This is a genomic window from Nocardiopsis sediminis (assembly GCF_042650565.1).
GTDB classification, from domain to species: domain Bacteria; phylum Actinomycetota; class Actinomycetes; order Streptosporangiales; family Streptosporangiaceae; genus Nocardiopsis_B; species Nocardiopsis_B sediminis.
In genome coordinates this window covers 553,980-571,111 of record NZ_JBHSBH010000004.1, presented here as the reverse complement: position 1 = coordinate 571,111, position 17,132 = coordinate 553,980, and the positions used below count along the sequence as shown (strand labels likewise).

Annotated in this window: 14 protein-coding genes and 1 tRNA gene; 6 read left to right on the top strand and 9 right to left on the bottom strand. The window is 73.4% G+C overall.

Annotation, left to right across the window (positions count from 1 at the left end):
- Positions 1–82: 82 nt before the first annotated feature.
- Positions 83–1,081, bottom strand: a complete 999-nt coding sequence (locus tag ACFOVU_RS06625) for an AraC family transcriptional regulator (protein ID WP_378530804.1) — start codon at positions 1,079–1,081, stop codon at positions 83–85.
- Positions 1,082–1,615: 534 nt separating this feature from the next.
- Between ACFOVU_RS06625 and ACFOVU_RS06620 the strand changes: the two genes are divergently transcribed.
- Entirely contained in the window at positions 1,616–2,284 is a 669-nt protein-coding gene (locus tag ACFOVU_RS06620; RefSeq protein WP_378530802.1) for a hypothetical protein, read from the top strand.
- Positions 2,285–2,451: 167 nt separating this feature from the next.
- Here ACFOVU_RS06620 and ACFOVU_RS06615 read toward each other — a convergent pair.
- A tRNA-Ile gene (locus ACFOVU_RS06615) sits at positions 2,452–2,525 on the bottom strand.
- 345 nt (positions 2,526–2,870) lie between these two features.
- On the opposite strand from ACFOVU_RS06615, the gene ACFOVU_RS06610 reads away from it, so the two are divergent.
- Positions 2,871–3,860: a malate dehydrogenase gene (locus ACFOVU_RS06610; protein WP_378530800.1), complete on the top strand. Its 990-nt coding sequence runs from the start codon at positions 2,871–2,873 to the stop codon at positions 3,858–3,860.
- A 130-nt stretch (positions 3,861–3,990) separates the two neighbouring features.
- Entirely contained in the window at positions 3,991–6,504 is a 2,514-nt protein-coding gene (locus tag ACFOVU_RS06605; protein ID WP_378530798.1) for a DEAD/DEAH box helicase, read from the top strand.
- Between the two features lie 151 nt (positions 6,505–6,655).
- On the opposite strand, the gene ACFOVU_RS06600 is transcribed toward ACFOVU_RS06605, so the two are convergent.
- Positions 6,656–7,012 carry a VOC family protein gene (locus ACFOVU_RS06600; RefSeq protein WP_378530796.1) on the bottom strand — a complete coding sequence of 119 codons (357 nt, stop codon included), beginning with the start codon at positions 7,010–7,012 and terminating at the stop codon, positions 6,656–6,658.
- Positions 7,013–7,326: 314 nt separating this feature from the next.
- Between ACFOVU_RS06600 and ACFOVU_RS06595 the strand changes: the two genes are divergently transcribed.
- The 3 genes from ACFOVU_RS06595 to ACFOVU_RS06585 all read left to right on the top strand — a co-directional run bounded on the left by ACFOVU_RS06595 (position 7,327) and on the right by ACFOVU_RS06585 (position 10,189).
- The gene (locus ACFOVU_RS06595) at positions 7,327–8,013 is read left to right on the top strand and encodes a RibD family protein (RefSeq protein WP_378530794.1); all 687 of its coding nucleotides are present in this window, start codon (positions 7,327–7,329) and stop codon (positions 8,011–8,013) included.
- Positions 8,010–8,504, top strand: a complete 495-nt coding sequence (locus ACFOVU_RS06590) for a dCMP deaminase (protein ID WP_378530792.1) — start codon at positions 8,010–8,012, stop codon at positions 8,502–8,504. The genes ACFOVU_RS06595 and ACFOVU_RS06590 overlap by 4 nt, the downstream gene beginning before the upstream one ends.
- 197 nt (positions 8,505–8,701) lie before the next feature.
- Complete coding sequence (locus tag ACFOVU_RS06585) at positions 8,702–10,189, top strand: ABC transporter substrate-binding protein (protein WP_378530790.1); 1,488 nt, start codon at positions 8,702–8,704, stop codon at positions 10,187–10,189.
- A gap of 130 nt (positions 10,190–10,319) precedes the next feature.
- On the opposite strand, the gene ACFOVU_RS06580 is transcribed toward ACFOVU_RS06585, so the two are convergent.
- The 6 genes from ACFOVU_RS06580 to ACFOVU_RS06555 all read right to left on the bottom strand — a co-directional run bounded on the left by ACFOVU_RS06580 (position 10,320) and on the right by ACFOVU_RS06555 (position 16,981).
- Positions 10,320–11,777: an aldehyde dehydrogenase family protein gene (locus tag ACFOVU_RS06580; RefSeq protein ID WP_378530788.1), complete on the bottom strand. Its 1,458-nt coding sequence runs from the start codon at positions 11,775–11,777 to the stop codon at positions 10,320–10,322.
- Positions 11,778–11,862: 85 nt separating this feature from the next.
- The gene (locus ACFOVU_RS06575) at positions 11,863–13,491 is read right to left on the bottom strand and encodes a thiamine pyrophosphate-dependent enzyme (RefSeq protein WP_378530786.1); all 1,629 of its coding nucleotides are present in this window, start codon (positions 13,489–13,491) and stop codon (positions 11,863–11,865) included.
- Positions 13,488–14,297 (bottom strand): ABC transporter ATP-binding protein, encoded by an 810-nt coding sequence (locus tag ACFOVU_RS06570; protein WP_378530784.1) that lies wholly within the window; start codon positions 14,295–14,297, stop codon positions 13,488–13,490. Before ACFOVU_RS06570 ends, ACFOVU_RS06575 begins: the two co-directional genes overlap by 4 nt.
- A gap of 46 nt (positions 14,298–14,343) precedes the next feature.
- Positions 14,344–15,180, bottom strand: a complete 837-nt coding sequence (locus ACFOVU_RS06565; protein WP_378530782.1) for an ABC transporter permease — start codon at positions 15,178–15,180, stop codon at positions 14,344–14,346.
- The gene (locus ACFOVU_RS06560; RefSeq protein ID WP_378530781.1) at positions 15,177–16,022 is read right to left on the bottom strand and encodes an ABC transporter permease; all 846 of its coding nucleotides are present in this window, start codon (positions 16,020–16,022) and stop codon (positions 15,177–15,179) included. Before ACFOVU_RS06560 ends, ACFOVU_RS06565 begins: the two co-directional genes overlap by 4 nt.
- A complete protein-coding gene (locus tag ACFOVU_RS06555; RefSeq protein WP_378530779.1) occupies positions 16,019–16,981 on the bottom strand; it encodes an ABC transporter substrate-binding protein in 963 nt (320 codons plus the stop codon). Before ACFOVU_RS06555 ends, ACFOVU_RS06560 begins: the two co-directional genes overlap by 4 nt.
- Positions 16,982–17,132: the final 151 nt, after the last annotated feature.

The following is a 17,132-nucleotide window of genomic DNA, read 5'->3' as shown; positions in this document are numbered from 1 at the left end:
CCCTCAGAACCCGCCGTGGAAGGCCGGTCGCAGCCGTGGCCGGCCGGATGACACGACGAAGCGCATCCCGGGCGCCGGGCCGTCAGGAGGACCGGGGCCGGCTCTCGTGGCGGTGGTCGGTAGGCGAGATTCCGTGGGCGGCGCGGAACGCGCGGCTGAAGGCGGTGTGGTGGGCGTAGCCCCAGCGGCGCGCGATCGCGCCGATGGGCAGGCCGGCAAGGGCGGGATCGGCGAGGTCGCGGTGGGCACGTTCGAGCCGCCGGGCGCGGATCCAGGCGGCGGCGGTGGTGCCGGTGGGCTGGAACAGCTGGTGCAGGTGGCGCACTGAGATGTGCAGGTGCGCGGCGGCATCGTGGGGCCCCAGATCGGGGTCGTGGAGGTTGTCCAGGAGGAACCGCTGGGCACGCAGGAGGAGGCTGCGCCGGCGGGCCTCGGGGAGCAGCGCGGTATCCGCTTCCAGGGCGTGGGCGAGCACGGCCGAGACGAGGTCGGCCAGGACGCCGCCGAGACGCGCGGCGTCGGCCGGGGTGAGTGAGCCGGCGGTGGCGGCGAGGTGGGTGACGAAGCCGTCCAGCACGGCGCCCACACCCTCCCGGTAGGAGATCTCCGCCGCCATGGCCCTGGCGACGAGTGTCTGCGGCAGCGAGATCGCGCTGTGCGGCACTTTGATCCCGATGCTCTTGTACAAGCCACCGTCGTGGGCGTATCGCGTCGCGAATGGACGGGAACTTCCATTGAACTGCAATTGGCCGGGAAGGTGAATGGTCTGCCGGTCTCCCCAGTCAGTGGTGCACGTGCCCCGCCTGACCAGCCCTATGTGGTAGACGTCGGAATCCAAGGCGCGCGCCTGCGCCGATGTCCAGTTCAGCTCCATGGTGGGCACCTCTGTCGGCCATACCACCACCGGTCCGAGCGCCAGGTGACTCTGATGGAATTCGAAGTCCGCGGAATGGTCGCTGCGTATGCTCATCGCCGCATACGTGTCGGCCGTCCAATTCCGCCACCGGTCGAACCGCTCCTCCCGCGGGAAATCCTCGCAGTCGAACGTTGAAACGACCACTTTCCTCTGCTCCTCCGGCATGCTCGCGTTTCCGCACGAGCGGCGGCGCCCCGACCGCCCTGACCGCTCGCCACCCGTTCGCGGGATCCACGGCTGACCACTGGCCGCACTGCGCCTGCCGGGGCGGGGGTGTCCCCTGGGGCAGGAGCCGGATTGCGATTGTCCGCGTTGCCGGAGGTCGTAGCAAGTGCCTACGGGCATTCCGGTCCCGTTCGAGCCCGCCGGGCGCCCCGGGGCGACGGGGGTACGGACGCGGCAAGGACGAATGTGCACGTCATGTTAAGACCTGTGCGCTCCCGGATAACGACATCGGCTGCGCGCTTTGCCATGCTCATTGCGGGTGAAGAACCCGCCCTCCCCGTCATGCCGCGCCGCACCTCGGCATGCCCGCTCTGGGGCCGTCCGGAAGCGGACGGGCGGATTCCCTTGATCCCGTCCAGGGGAGCCCGGAGTCCTTCCGCCCCAGGCCGGAGACCGATCCGCCGACGCGCGCCCCGGACCCGGGACGTGCGGATACCCGGCTTCGGCACACGCACCGAAGAAGAAGAGAGATCGATGAGACCGACCCGCGTCCAGCAGAACCTCACGGGCACGATCGCCGGCCTGCTTGCCGTCGGCGCCCTGGCCGGCTGTGGCGGTGCCCCATCCGCCGAGGTGCCCGACGAGGCACCGGCACCGACCACTGCGGAGGAGGCACCGGCCGAGGCCGCCGCGGACACCGGGGACTTCCGCACCGGCCCGATCCCCTCGTCGGCGCCCAGGTTCGACGAGAGCGAACTCCCGCCGGAGCCGGCCGCCGGCGCGTCGCCGACCGAGCAGATCGAATACGAGCTGCTGGCCGAGACGACCACCTTCGCGCAGGCCGCCGACCCCGCCGCGACAGCGGAGTGCCCCGAGACCGACGCCGCCGCACAGGAGACCATCACCTGCACGGTGACCTACCAGGGCCTTGAGGTCCCCTGGAGCGTCGACATCAGCGGGAGCGAGTTCGTCTTCTCCTTCGAACCCCGGGCCGAGCAGCAGCCGATCTCCCGCGACATCGCGGAGGACGCGCTGCGGTGGTACGCCGACACCGAGGCGGTGCTGTGCGACATGGAGGAGTACCTGCTAGTCGCCCCGGACGGCGACACCGATGTGACCTGCCAGGCGCAGGGGTCCGGCGGTGTCGAGACCTTCGCGATGGAGACGGGAACGTACGGCACCTTCTCCTTCACATCGTCGTGACGGCCCACGACCCCCTCTCGGGCCGAGGGGTACGTCGGAATTGCAGCACGTATTCGACACGGCCACCCGTGGAAGGCCGGTCGCAGCCGCAGCCAGCCCCATGACACGACGAAGCGCCGTCGGCCTATCTTACAGGTCGGCGGCGCTTTTTTCGTGTTCAAGGTGGGTAGGCCGGGCGGGGCTCGAACCCGCGACCCAGGGATTATGAGTCCCCTGCTCTGACCAGCTGAGCTACCGGCCCGCTGCGTGACACCCGGGGGGTGCGCTAGCGGTTTCCCGGCCTAGGTGTGGCGCCGGGATGGGACATCCTAACAGGGCGGGGCCTTCTGACATGGGCCGGAAAACCGGGGGCGGTGGGCACGTCGGGACCGCAATGGCGCTGAACGGGCGTTCCGTCGCAGCGTGGACGGGTGCCGCTCGTGGGGGCCGGGAAGGGCCCGACTAGGGTGGGTGTTCGCGGCATCGCCGCCTGTTTCTGTGGGCGCGTCGTCCCTGGGTGGTCGGGACCGCCACGGGCGGGGGCGGTGGATCCGCAGGCCGGGGAGGGCATCGCCGGTCGCACACACGTCATCAGGAGAAGAAGGTCATGGCCCAAGCACCCGTCAACGTCACCGTAACCGGCGCGGCCGGTCAGATCGGCTACGCGCTGCTGTTCCGGATCGCCTCCGGCCAGCTGCTGGGTGCCGACACGCCCGTCAAGCTGCGGCTGCTCGAAATCCCGCCGGCAGTGAAGGCCGCCGAGGGCACCGCCATGGAGCTCGACGACTGCGCGTTCCCGCTGTTGCAGGGCATCGACATCTTCGATGACGCCCGTCAGGCGTTCGACGGCACCAACGTCGCGCTGCTGGTCGGCGCCCGCCCGCGCAGCAAGGGGATGGAGCGCGGCGACCTGCTGGAGGCCAACGGCGGCATCTTCAAGCCCCAGGGCGAGGCGATCAACGCCGGCGCCGCCGACGACATCCGCGTGCTCGTGGTGGGCAACCCCGCCAACACCAACGCGCTCATCGCGCAGGCGCACGCCCCCGATGTCCCGGCGGAGCGCTTCACCGCCATGACCCGCCTGGACCACAACCGCGCGCTCACGCAGCTCGCGCAGAAGCTCGGCGTGTCGATCACCGACATCAAGAAGCTGACGATCTGGGGCAACCACTCGGCCACCCAGTACCCCGACATCTTCCACGCCGAGGTCAACGGGACCTCCGGCGCCGCGGCCGTGAACGACGACGCGTGGCTGCGCGACGACTTCATCCCGACCGTGGCCAAGCGCGGCGCGGCGATCATCGAGGCGCGGGGCGCGTCGTCGGCCGCGTCGGCCGCCAACGCCGCGATCGACCACGTCTACGACTGGGTCAACGGCACCCCCGAGGGCGACTGGACCTCGGCGGCCATCCCCTCCGACGGCTCCTACGGGGTGCCCGAGGGCCTGATCTCGTCCTTCCCGGTGGTCTCGCGCAACGGCTCCTGGGAGATCGTGCAGGGGCTGGAGATCGACGCGTTCTCCCGCAAGCGCATCGACGCCTCCGTGCAGGAGCTGTCGGAGGAGCGCGACACGGTCCGCAAGCTCGGCCTGATCTAGGCGGCGGTCCGCAGCGGTCCCGCCGCCCGCCCGGGCACGGCGGGAGCCCTTCGCAACGGGCATCGGGGACGCACTCCGCACGGGGGTGCGTCCCCTTCCGTGTTCGGGTCACTGCCGCGGACCGGGCACTATGGGTTGTGTGAGTCTCATCGATCAGCTTCCGGCCCGACCCGAACCCGATTCCCTCTTCGAGGCGTTCGCTTCGTGGGCCGAGGAGCGGGGCCTCACCCTCTATCCGCACCAGGAGGAGGCCCTGATCGAGGTGGTGTCGGGGTCCAACGTCATCCTGAGCACCCCCACCGGTTCGGGCAAGAGCCTCGTGGCGGCGGGCGCGCTGTTCGCGGCGCTGGCCCGGGACGAGTGCGCGTTCTACACCGCCCCGATCAAGGCGCTGGTGTCGGAGAAGTTCTTCGACCTGTGCGCGATGTTCGGCACCGACAACGTCGGCATGATGACCGGCGACGCCAGTGTCAACGCCGACGCCCCCATCGTCTGCTGCACGGCCGAGGTGCTGGCCAACATCGCCTTGCGCGACGGCGCCGACGCCGATATCGGCACGGTGGTCATGGACGAGTTCCATTTCTACGGCGAGGCCGACCGCGGCTGGGCGTGGCAGGTGCCGCTGCTGGAGCTGCCGCGGGTGCAGTTCCTGCTGATGTCGGCCACGCTGGGCGATGTCACCCGGTTCGAGGACGACCTCACCCGGCGCACCGGGCGCCAGACCGCGGTGGTCAGCTCCGCCGAGCGACCGGTGCCGCTGTTCTACTCCTACCGGAAGACCCCGCTGCACGAGACGCTGGAGGAGCTGCTCACCACGCACGAGTCGCCCGTGTACATCGTCCACTTCACCCAGGCGCAGGCGGTGGAGCGGGCGCAGTCGCTCACCAGCATCAACATGTGCACGCGCGCGGAGAAGGACGCGATCGCCGCCGAGATCGGGAATTTCCGGTTCACGACCAAGTTCGGCCGCAACCTCTCGCGCTATGTGCGGCACGGGATCGGTGTGCACCACGCGGGCATGCTGCCCAAGTACCGGCGCCTGGTGGAGCGGCTGGCGCAGGCGGGCCTGCTGAAGGTCATCTGCGGCACCGACACCCTGGGGGTGGGCGTGAACGTGCCGATCCGCACGGTGCTGTTCACGGCGCTGAGCAAGTACGACGGCGTGCGCGTGCGGCGATTGAAGGCGCGGGAGTTCCACCAGATCGCGGGGCGGGCCGGCCGCGCCGGGTTCGACACGGTGGGCAACGTGGTGGTGCAGGCGCCCGAGCACGTCGTGGAGAACGAGAAGGCGTTGGCCAAGGCGGGCGACGACCCCAAGAAGCGCCGCAAGGTGGTGCGCAAGAAGGCCCCCGAGGGTTTCGTGGGCTGGGACCAGGCGACCTTCGAGAAGCTGATCGCCGCCGAACCCGAGCCGCTGACGTCGCGGTTCCGGGTGAGCAACGCGATGCTGCTCAGCGTGATCGCCCGCCCCGGAGACTGTTTCGCGGCGATGCGCCACCTGCTCACCGACAACCACGACGACCGGCCCACCCAGCGGCGGCACATCCGCGAGGCGATCGCGATCTACCGTTCCCTGATCGACGGCGGGATCGTGGAGCGGCTGCCCGAGCCCGACGCCAACGGCCGCACCGCGCGCCTGACGGTCGACCTCCAGCCCGACTTCGCGCTGAACCAGCCGCTGTCGACGTTCGCGCTGGCCGCCCTCGAACTGCTCGACCGGAACTCGCCCACCTACCCGCTGGACGTGCTGACCGTGGTGGAGTCGACGCTCGACGACCCCCGGCAGATCCTCGGTGCGCAGCTGAACAAGGCGCGGGGCGAGGCCGTGGCCGAGATGAAGGCCGACGGCATCGAGTACGAGGAGCGGATGGAGCGGCTGGAGGAGATCGACTACCCCAAGCCGATGGTGGACCTGCTCGACCACGCATACGAGGTCTACCGGCGCGGCCACCCGTGGGTGGGCGACCATCCGCTGCGCCCGAAGTCGGTGGCCCGGGACCTGTTCGAGCGGGCGATGACGTTCACCGACTATGTGGGCTTCTACGAGCTGGCACGGTCGGAGGGCCTGGTGCTGCGCTACCTGGCGGGCGCCTACAAGGCGCTGAGCCAGACCGTGCCCGAGGACGCCAAGACCGAGGAACTGCGCGACCTGGCCGAATGGCTGGGCGAGCTTGTGCGCCAGGTGGACTCCAGCCTGCTCGACGAGTGGGAGGAGCTGACCAACCCGACGCAGGACACCGCGAGCGCCGAGCAGATCGAGGACCGCCCCAAGCCGGTCACCGCCAACCAGCGTGCGTTCCGGGTGCTGGTGCGCAACGAGATGTTCCGCCGCGTGGAGCTGGCCGCGCTGGGCCGCTACGCGGACCTGGGCGCGCTCGACGCCGAGGACGGCTGGGACGCCGAGGCGTGGTCGGAGGCGATGGCGGAGTACTTCGCCGAGCACGACGAGCTGGGGATCGGCCCCGACGCGCGCGGACCCAAGATGCTGCACATCGAGGAGCGGCAGGGCGTATGGGAGGTCCGCCAGGCCTTCGACGACCCCGACGACGACCACGACTGGGGCATCAGCGCCGAGATCGACCTGGCCGCCTCCGACGAGGCGGGCCACGCGGTGGTGCACGTGGTTGCGGTCGATCGGCTGTAAGGGGTGGCCGGTCGCGGCTGCGGTGAGGAACATGTGACCCACGGTAGGAGCCGGGGCGGCCGGGCGGCAGGGCGGATTCCGCGGCTGTGGAAAAGCCGGCTCCCGAGCCGGCCGGCCCCCGCAGCGCCCCGCTTCTGCGGCGGTGAGGGCTTCAGCCGGAGACGAGGTGGTCGATGAGGCAGAACTCGTTGCCCTCCGGGTCGGCCATGATGACCAGGCGGTGGTGGTCCTCCTCGACGGGTCCCTCGCGCCGGGTCGCTCCCAGCTCCAGGAGGCGGGGGAGCTCGGCGTGCAGGTCAGGGACCACCATGTCGAGGTGCATCCGGTTCTTGCCGCTCTTCGGCTCGGGCACCTCTTGGAGGAGCAGGTCCGGCCAGCGCCCCTGCGGGTCCTTCAGCTCCAGGTAGGGCCGGCCCGGCACCTCGACGGGCTCGAAGCCGAGCGCCGCCGACCAGAACTCCCCCGCCCGTTGCAGGTCGCCGGTGTCGAGCACGTAGACCAGGCGCACGGTGCCACTCCTCACGGGATCGCGGGACGTGCCGACGCCCCTGCACGCGGGGTCCCGCCAGGATCACACGCCGGCACCGGCCGGATCAAGGCACGCCCGCCGACGCCGATCCGGCGTATGGGTCCGAAACCGGGCGCAACGCCGCACATGTGGCACGATGGTGGACGCGGGGCCGGATAGCCGGGTCAGTACATGCGCGATCGCACTGGGCTAGTCGGGTGCGTGACATACCAATCGCGCGTGTCGCCCCGCCTGGGCCCGCACGCCCGCGAGCGACGGTCCGCGTGGCGGGCCGCAGCGCTAGGGTGGCGGGCATGGACCGGCCCTACACCATTCTGAGCTGTGCGATGTCGCTCGACGGCTGTATCGACGACACCGGGCCCGACCGCCTGCGGCTGTCGAACGACGCCGACTTCGACGAGGTCCACGCGCTGCGCGCCGACTGCGACGCCATCCTCATCGGGGCGGGCACCCTGCGCAGCGACGATCCGCGGCTGCTCGTGCACCCCGAGGAGCGCCGCCGCCGGCGCATCGCCCAGGGACGCACCGGCGACCTGCTCAAGGTGGTGCTCAGCGCGAGCGGCGACCTCGACCCCGATGCCCGGTTCTTCACCACCGGCGACGCCGGGAAGGTCGTCTACACCGGCGGCGCCGCGCTGGAGAAGGCCCGCGCCCGCCTGGCGGCCCGGGCCGACGCCGAGGTGGCCGACGCGGGCGACCCGCCCCGCCCCGAGCGCATCCTGGCCGACCTCGCGCTGCGCGGGGTCCGGCGCCTCCTGGTCGAGGGCGGCACGCACGTGCACACGCTCTTCCTGACCGCGGGACTGGCCGACGAGCTGCGCCTGGCCATCGCCCCGTTCTTCGTCGGCGAGCCCGGCGCCCCCCGGTTCACCGGCCCCGGCGCGTTCGCCAACGGCCCCGGCGCCCCGCTCCGCCTGGTGGAGACGCGCGCCATCGGCGACATCGCCGTGCTCCGCTACCTGCGCGCGGAGGCCGCATGACCTCCGGGAGGGGGCCCGGCGCGATCCCGGGCACGGGCACACACGCCAACCCGGCCGACCGCGACTGGCTGCGCGCGGCCATCGACCTGTCGCGCGCGTGCACGCCGTCGCCGAGCGCGTTCTGCGTCGGGGCGATCGTGGTCGGCGCCGACGGCACCGTGCTCGCCGACGGCTACTCGCGCCGCGACGACCCGCACGACCACGCCGAGGAGGCGGCGCTGCGCGCCGTGGACGGCGCCGACCCCCGGCTGCGCACCGCCACGGTCTACAGCTCGCTGGAACCCTGCGGCACGCGCGCCTCGCGCCCGCTCACCTGCACCGACCTGATCCTGGCCACGCCGATCCCGCGGGTGGTGTTCGCCTGGCGCGAACCCGCGATCTTCGTGGACTGCGACGGCGCCGAACGGCTGCGGGCGGCCGGCCGCACCGTGGTCGAGGTGCCCGACCTGGCCGGCCTGGTGCGCGACGTCAACGCCCACCTGCTCGGCTGATCCGCGCCGCGGCGGGGTGTGCCCGCCGCACGCTTGATCCCGCAACCTCCCCGATTGGCCGCACGGGCGGGAACCGGGCATGATGCACCGGACGCATCCGGGCCCCTCCCCCGCCCCGATCGCGCCCAGCGCCCCCGCCCCGCCCCCTCCGGCGGCGAGCGAGTGCACCCCCCCATCCAGTGATCCCCGAGGTGACCGTGACGGTGTTCGAGTCCACCACGAGCCGCGCCGCGCTGGCACTGGCGGCAGCGGTTCTGCTGCCCCTGACGGCGTGTACGCCCGACGACGGCGAGAGGAGGGCCGACGTCCTCACGTTCTGGACACCGCACGTCACGCCGGACCGGATCGCCCAGCAGGAGGAGACCGCGGCGCGGTTCACCGAGGAGACCGGCATCGAGGTCGATGTGGTGCCGATGGAGGCCGGCGATCAGGGCCGGGCGCTGGAGGTCGGCGCAGAGGCCGGCGAGGTGCCCGATGTGGTGCTGGCGACCGCGGAGCAGGCGGCGGCCTGGACGCGGCAGGACCTTCTGGACCCCGCCGCCGCGGGCGCCGTGCTCGACGAGCTCGGCCCCGGCACCTTCAGCGAGCGCGCCCTGGAGATGGTGACGGTGGGCGACGGCCCGGTCGCCGTGCCCAGCGACGGGTGGGGCCAGGTGCTCGTGTACCGGACCGACATGTTCGAGGCCGCAGGTGTGCGGCCGCCTGGGGCGACCGCGACGCCCGCCGAGATCGCCGACGCCGCCGAGCGCATCGACACCGACGGCGTCGCGGGGATCGCTCTCGGCACCCGGCCGGGAGACCCGTTCACCACCCAGACCCTGGAGGCGCTGATGGTGGCCCGGGACTGCCCGCTGGTCGGCCCCAGCGGCTCCGTCGCCCTGGAGTCCCAGAGGTGCGTGGCCGCGCTCGGCGACTACCAGCGGATGGCGGCGGCGTCGGACGGCGGTGACCAGGACGTGCGCACCGCACGGGACGCGTACCTGGCCGGGGAGAGCGCGATGCTGCTCTGGGGGCCCGACGTCGTCGACGAGCTCGCCGGGCTGGTCCCCGGCTCCCCCACGACCTGCGACGAGTGTGCCGACGACCCCGAATTCCTGGCCGAGAACACCGGGTTCACCACGGTCATCGGCGGTTCCGGGGACCCGGGCGCCGCTGCGGCGGGCTCCGGGGAGACCGCTGCCTCCGAAGGCCTGGAGGACCCCGATGGCTCCAACGACACCGGTGCCGCGCAGGGGCCCCGCTACGGGCAGACCCTCAACCTCGGTGTGCCGCGCGGGGCCGACGCCTCCGGCGCGCAGGCGTTCATCGAGTTCCTGCTCGGCGACGGCTACCTGGAGTCTCTGGCGGTCTCCCCCGAGGGCAGGGTCCCGATGCGCTCGGGGACCCAGCAGGAGCCCGACGCGTTCACCGAGGGCTGGTCGGCGCTGCGCACCGGTGAGGCCCCGGGATCGCACGTCCCGCTGTCGGACCTCTACGACGAGGCGGCGGTGCAGGGCTTCGCCGACGGCGCGCAGTCCATCGGCCGCTGGGGATTCGGCACCGAGCATGCGGTGTTCGCGGGCACGCTGGCCGTGCGCAACACGCTCTCCCACGAGGTCGCCCCGCTGTTCGACGGCACCGACCCGGCCGAGGTCGCCGCCGCCATGGCCGAGGCGGCGCGCGAGGTTCAGGCCGACGTCGGCTGAGGGGCCCGGTCCCGCGGTCGAGCGGGGCCGCCGCACCGCTCGACCGCCCCGGCCGCCGCCGCGACGGGGACCGGGCACCCCGTCCCGCCGGCCGACCGGGTGAACGACCTCGGGACCTGCGCGCCCGCGGTCAGAACGGGTAGCGCTCGATCTCGCTCTGCATGGTCACCCACTGGGTCTCGGTGAACGCCTCGATGTTGGCGCGGGTGCCGCCGAAGCGGGCGCCGGTCCCCGATACACCGACCCCGCCGAACGGGGCGACGGCCTCGTCGTCCACGGTCTGGTCGTTGATGTGCACGATCCCGGAGGGGATGCGGTCGGCCAGCTCCAGGCCGCGCATCGGGTTGCCGGTGAGGATGCCCAGGGACAGCCCGTAGTCGGAGGCCGAGGCGATCGCGGCCGCCTCGCCGAGGGTGGAGAAGCGGATGACCGGCGCGACGGGGCCGAAGACCTCGTCGCCGAACGCGGGTGTGGCGGGGGTGACCTTGTCGAGGACGGTGGGCCGGTAGAACGGCCCGTCGAACGTGCCGCCCGCGCGGACCTCGGCGCCCGTCTCGACGCTCCCGGTGACGAGCGCGTGGATCCGGTCCCGTTGGGCGGTGTCGATGACCGGGCCGAGGGCGACCTCGTCGCGCTCGGGGTCGCCGACCGGCAGCGCCTCGGCCTTGGCCGCGAGCCGGTCGATGTAGGCGTCGGCGATGGACTCGTGGACGATGTGGCGCCCGGTCGTCATGCAGATCTGGCCCTGGTGCAGGAAGGACCCCCAGGCGCCGACGGAGGCGGCGCGGTCGGGGTCGGCGTCGTCCAGCACGATGAGCGGGGAGTTCCCGCCCAGCTCCAGGTGGACGCGCTTGAGGTGGCGGCCTGCGGCCTCGGCGACCCTGCGCCCGGCCGCGGTGGAGCCCGTGAAGGAGACGATCCGCACGTGGGGGTCGGCCACCAGCCGCTCCCCGGCATCGGCGCCGCCGGGCAGGACGTGCAGCACGCCGTCGGGCAGCCCCGCCGCCCGGAAGACCTCGGCGATGACGGCGCCGCCGCTGACCGCGGTGCGCGGGTCGGGCTTGAGGACGACGGCGTTGCCCAGCGCCAGAGCGGGGGCGGTCGAGCGCAGGCCCAGGATGAGCGGGAAGTTGAACGGGGCGATGACGCCGACCACGCCGGCCGGCACCCGGCGGGCGAGGCTAAGCCGGGGCTTGCCGCTGCGCAGGACCTCTCCGGCCGGCTGGGAGGCGAGGGCGGCCGACTCGTAGGCCTCGGTGGCGGCCAGGTGCGCTTCGAAGCCGGCCTTGCCGCGGGCGGACCCGGCCTCGCGCACCAGCCACCCGGCGATCTCCTCGCTGTGCTCCTCCAGCAGCGCCGCGGCGCGGCGCAGGACCGCGGCCCGCTCCTCGAAAGAGGCCGCCGCCCACCCGCGCTGGGCGGTGGCGGCCGCCGCTGCCGCAGCACCGACGTCCTCGGCGTCGGCGGACCCGATGCGCCCGATCTCCGCACCGGACGCGGGCGCCGTCACCGGGGCGTCCCCGCCCCGCGCCGGCGCCCAGGCGCCGGTGAAGACCGCGCCGTTCCATTCATCGTTCAACAGGGCCATGGGGTGCTCCATAGATCGTTCGGGGTCGTTCGAGGTCGCCCGGCGCGGCCGGACGCGGTGGGTGGGGTTCTCTCTCCGGGGGATCTCAAGGGTGGAAGGCGGGGTCGGTGGCGACGGCGATGTCCAGGAGCATCGGGTCGCTCCGGTCGTGCAGGGCGGGGAGGATCGCGTCGAGGGCGGCGGTCAGCTCGGCGTGGGTCGCCACCCGTTGCGCCGGGCAGCCCAGTCCCCGGGCGACGGCGGACACCGACACCTCCTCGAAGGGTGGCCATGACGGCTTGCCGCCCGCGCTTTCGGCGAGGCGGTCCATCACCGCGTAGCGCCCGTTGGACAGGACGGCGACGAGCACGCCGACGCGGTAGTGGGCGGCGCTCCACAGCGCCTGGATCTGGTAGAGGGAGGCGCCGTCGCCGACCACGGCGATGACGGGCCGGCCGGGGCGGGCCATGCGCACGCCGATGGCGGCGGGCAGCGCGAACCCTAGCCCGCCCATGGCGGCGGAGAGGAAGCCCAGGGGGCGCCGCGCGGGCAGGAGGCGGTGCAGGTCGGGGCGGCTGGAGGGGGTCTCCTCGACGATCACGGTGTCCTGGCTCGTCCTCTGGGCGAGCGCGGCGAAGACGTGCGCGGGCAGCAGCGGACCGGCTTCATCGGGCGGAGCGGGCTCTTCCGTGGGGGCGGCTCCCTGGACCGATGGCCGGGTCGCCCGGGCGGACACGCGTTCGGCGACCGAACGCAGGGCCGCCGGGATGGGGGCGAGCACCGCCAGTTCGACCGGGCTGCGGTGGGCCTCGGCGGGGTCGTCGGTGAGCAGTGCGAGCCGGGTGCCCGGCTCCGCCAGCGGGCCCGCGGAGAACATGTACTGGCGGAAGACGGGGGCTCCGACGGCGATGACGGCGTCATGGCCGGCCAGCGCCGCGCGCAGCCCCGGCCGGTCGGCGGGCAGGATCCCGGCGAACAGCGGATGGTCCTGGGGGAAGCCCGCGCGGGCGCCGAAGCTCTCCTGGTGGACCGGGGCGCCGATGCGTTCGGCGAGCGCGACGAGGGCGGCCCAGCCGTCGTCCGTGTCGTTCCCGGCACCGGCGACCAGCGCGGGAGAGGCGGCCGCGTCGATGATCGCCGCGATCTCCGCCGGGCCCGCGGGGTCCGCCGCCGTGCCGTACGCGACGCGCGACGCCGCGGCGCGCTCGGCCCCTTCGGCGGCGGGCCGGGCCCAGTCGTCGACCGGGACGATGACCAGCGCCGGGCCGCGGCCGTGGACGGCCGCGTGGTGGGCGCGGGCGACGGCGCCGGGCACGTCCCGGGCGGTGGCGGGCTCGTCGACGGCCACGGGGTAGTCGCCGGCCAGGCCGCGCAGGCGCCCGGCGAGGAAGGGCTCGGTGGCGAGGTGGCGGCGGTCCTGCTGGCCGACGAGCACGACCAGGGGCGCCCGGTTCACCCGGGCGGTGGCCAGGGCGCCCACCGCGTTGCCCAGGCCCGCGGTGGTGTGCAGCTGGACGAGGGCGGGGCGGTCGCGGGCGATGGCCCAGCCGGTGGCCATGCCCACGACCGAGCCCTCGTGCAGGGCGAGGACCAACCGGATGTCGCCGGGCAGGTCGGTGAGGAAGGGGATCTCGGTCGAGCCCGGGTTGGTGAAGAGGGTGGTGAGGCCGAGTTCGCGCAGGACGCCGAGCGTCGCGTCCCGGACGGTGCGCCCCGCCCCCGCGCCCGCCGTCATGCGCGCGCCTCACGGTCCCCGGCGGCGGCGCCCGGCGCCGGGCCGCGCTTGGCGTCCTGGATGCCCGCGTAGATGCGGGCGCGCAGCTCCGTGAACCGGGGGTCGGCGCGGGTCGTGAGCTGGTCGCGGTCGGCGGGGAGGCCGACGGCGACGTCGTCCTGCACGACGGTCGGCGCCGACGACAGCACCAGCACGCGCTGCCCGAGGTAGACCGCCTCGTCGATGTCGTGGGTGACGAACAGGACGGTCATGGCGAACCGCCGCCACAGGGCGCGGATGAGGTCTTCGAGGTCGGCGCGGGTCTGGGCGTCGACCGCGGCGAACGGCTCGTCCATGAGCAGCACGCGCGGCTCGTAGGCGATGGCGCGGGCGATCGCGACGCGCTGCTGCATGCCGCCGGACAGCTCCCAGGGGTGGCGGTCGTCGGCGCCGGCCAGGCCGACGGCCTCCAGCGCCTCGGCGACCAGGGTGCGGCGGCGCTCGCGGGGCAGCCGCTTCTCCTTGAGGGGCAGCTCGACGTTGCCGCGGACGGTCAGCCAGGGGAACAGGCTGCGGCCGTACTCCTGGAAGACGACGGCCATGTCCGGCGGTGGTCCGGTGACGGCCCGGCCGGCCAGCCGGACGGTGCCGGAGGTGGGTTCCAGCAGCCCGGCGACGCATTTGAGCAGGGTGGTCTTGCCGCAGCCCGAGGGCCCCACGAGGCAGGCGAGTTCGCCCTCGGCGAGGTGGAACGTGAGGTCGCGGACGGCCTCGACGTCGCGCTCCCTGCCGCGGTAGGTCTTCTGCAATCCGGTGACGTCGAGCATGAGGGCCTTCCCGTGGGCGGCGGTGGGCGGGCGTGCGGGGCGCGGCTCAGCCGTCGCGGACGGCGGCGCGCAGCCCGTGGTACCAGGCGAGGACGCGGCGTTCGACCAGGCCGAACAGGGCCGACAACAGGACGCCGAGCAGGCCGAGGAAGATGATCCCGGTCCACATCTCGGGGATGGCGAAGCTCCGCTGGAACTCCTGGACGGTGTAGCCGAGCCCGCTGTTGCTCGCGAACATCTCGCTGATGACCATCAGGATGATCGCGATGGACAGGCCCTGGCGCAGCCCCGCCATGATCTGCGGGCTCGCCGAGCGCAGTACCAGGGTGGTCAGCCGCCGCCGGCCGCGGACGCCGTAGCAGCGGCAGGTGTCGGCGAGCACCGGGTCGACGGCGCGGACCCCCTCGACGGTGTTGAGCAGGATCGGCCAGATGCACCCCGAGACGATGACGGCGAGCCTCATGGGCGTGTTGACCCCGATGAGCAGCATCAGCAGGGGGACCAGGACGGGCGGCGGGATGGCGCGGAAGAACTCCAGGACGGGTTCGGCCAGCGCGCGCACGTGCGGCGAGAGGCCGAGAGGGAGGCCGAGGCCGACACCGAGGACCGCGGCGAGCGCGAACCCGGTGAGCAGCCGCCCGATGCTGGGCAGGGCGTCGCCGGTGAAGCGCTCGCCGAACCAGACGTCGCCGAAGGCGGTGGCGATGGCGGCGGGCGTGGGCAGGTAGAAGCTGCCGGAGGCGGCACTGCCCCACCACCAGGCGAGGACGAGCAGCGCGGGCAGCAGCAGCGCCTGGAGGGTGCGCACGGCCGCCCGGCGGGCCAGCGACGCGGCCCTGGTGCGGGGCGTCCGCGCCGCAACGGGCGCCGGGGTCGCGCTCATAGCGGGGTCTCCCCTCGGACGGAGGTGTGCCAGCGCAGCAGGCGGCGCTCCAGGGCGCGGACGGCGGCGTTGACGGCGACGCCGAGGGCGCCGGTGGCCACGATCAGCGCGTAGACCAGGTCGACGGCCCCGCTGGAGCGGGCGACGTCGATCTCCCGGCCCAGCCCGGGGGTGCCGATGGTGAGCTGTCCGGTGATGGTGAGGATGAGGGCGACGGCGGCGCCGAGGCGCACGCCGGTGAGCAGGTAGGGCAGGGCCGAGGGCCAGGTGATGTGGCGGGTGCGGGCCCAGCGGCCCAGCCCGTAGGAGCGGGCGGTCTGCTCGGCCACGGGGTCGACGTCGGCCACCCCGTAGAGGACCTGGATGTAGATCTGCCAGAACGCCGCGTAGACGACGAGGAGCAGGGTGGAGCGGATATCGGTGCCGTAGAGCAGGATGGCCAGGGGGATGAGGGCGACCGAGGGGATCGGCCGCAGGAATTCCACGGTCGAGGCGGTGAACGCGCGCAGCACCGGCACCGACCCCACCGCGAAGCCGAGCACGGTCGCGGCGGCGAGGGCGATCGCCAGGCCCAGGCCCCAGGCGGCCACGGTGTCGGCCACGGCCCGCCAGAACACGGGCTGGGCGAGCCGCTGCCCCAGGGTCGCCAGCACCTCGGAGGCGGGCGGCAGGAAGCGGCCCGAGACCCAGCCGGCGCGGGGCGCGGCCTCCCAGACCGCCAGGAGGGCGGCGATCCCGGCGGCCCCCAGCAGCGGGGAGGGCCGCCCGTTGCCGCCGCGGGTCGCCGCCGGGCCGCGGGCGGCCGCGGCGGGACCGCGCGCGGGCGCGCGCGTGGCGGTCATCGCGTCTCGCGCAGGAGGGCGTCGATGTCGGGCTCGTTGTCGACCGCGCCGTCCTCGACCATGAGGTCGGCGATGGCCTGCACCGATTCGCGGTCGACCTCGGCCGGGTAGGTGGGCAGCCGGATCTCCTCGATGACCGCGGCGTCGATCTCGGTGTAGGTGCCGAGGATGCGCCGGACCTCCTCGGGGCGGGAGTCGGCGTAGGCCATGGACTCCTGCACGGCGGCGGTGAACGCGTCGGCGAGCTCGGGGTCCTCGGCGGCGACCTGCTCGGTGGTGAAGTACGCGGCGACGGTCAGCGATTCGTGGGCGTCGACGAAGTTCGACGCGATCTCGGTGCCGCCGTTCGCCAGGGCGTCGGTCAGGAAGGGCTCGACGACCCAGGCGGCGTCGACGTCGCCGTTGTCGAGGGCCGCGTTCATGTCGGGGAGCGGCATTTCGACGAACTCGACGCCGGAGGGGTCGCCGCCGTCGAGGCGGACGGAGTTGCGCACGGTGGTGCCGCCGATGTTGCGGAGGTTGTTGACGGCGACGGTCGCGCCGGCGAGGTCGGCGGGGGCCTCGATGGCGCTGCCCTCGGGGACGACGACGGCGCTGAAGTCGCCGCCCTGCTCCCCGGTGGTGGTCACGCCGTTGGCCACGGCGACGACCGGGAGGTTCTGGTCGCGCGCGACGATGAGCGAGGTGATGTTGCCGAAGGCGAAGTCGTAGGTGCCGTTGACGACGTTGGGGACCGCCTGGGCGCCGCCGGTGGTGCTCTCGATGGTGACGTCGAGGCCCTGGTCCTCGAAGAACCCCTGGTCGACGCCGAGGTAGAGGGGGGCGACGTCGACAATGGGGATGGCGCCGACGGTGATGGGGATGAGGCCGTCGGCGGTCTCATCGGCCGCACCGCCCCCGCAGGCCGACGTGGTGGCCAGTACCGCTGCACCGGCCACGGCGAGGATTGTTCGACGCATCGCAGGTCTCCTGGTCTTCGGGGGAGGGGGACCGGAGGGCACGCCCGTGCGGGCGGCCTCCGGGAGCGGCGGCGCGCGGTCGGGCGCGCTCGCAACGGGACCCGTGTGAAGAGTTCGCCGGAGGAGTAGATTCGGGGATGCCGGAGTGTGC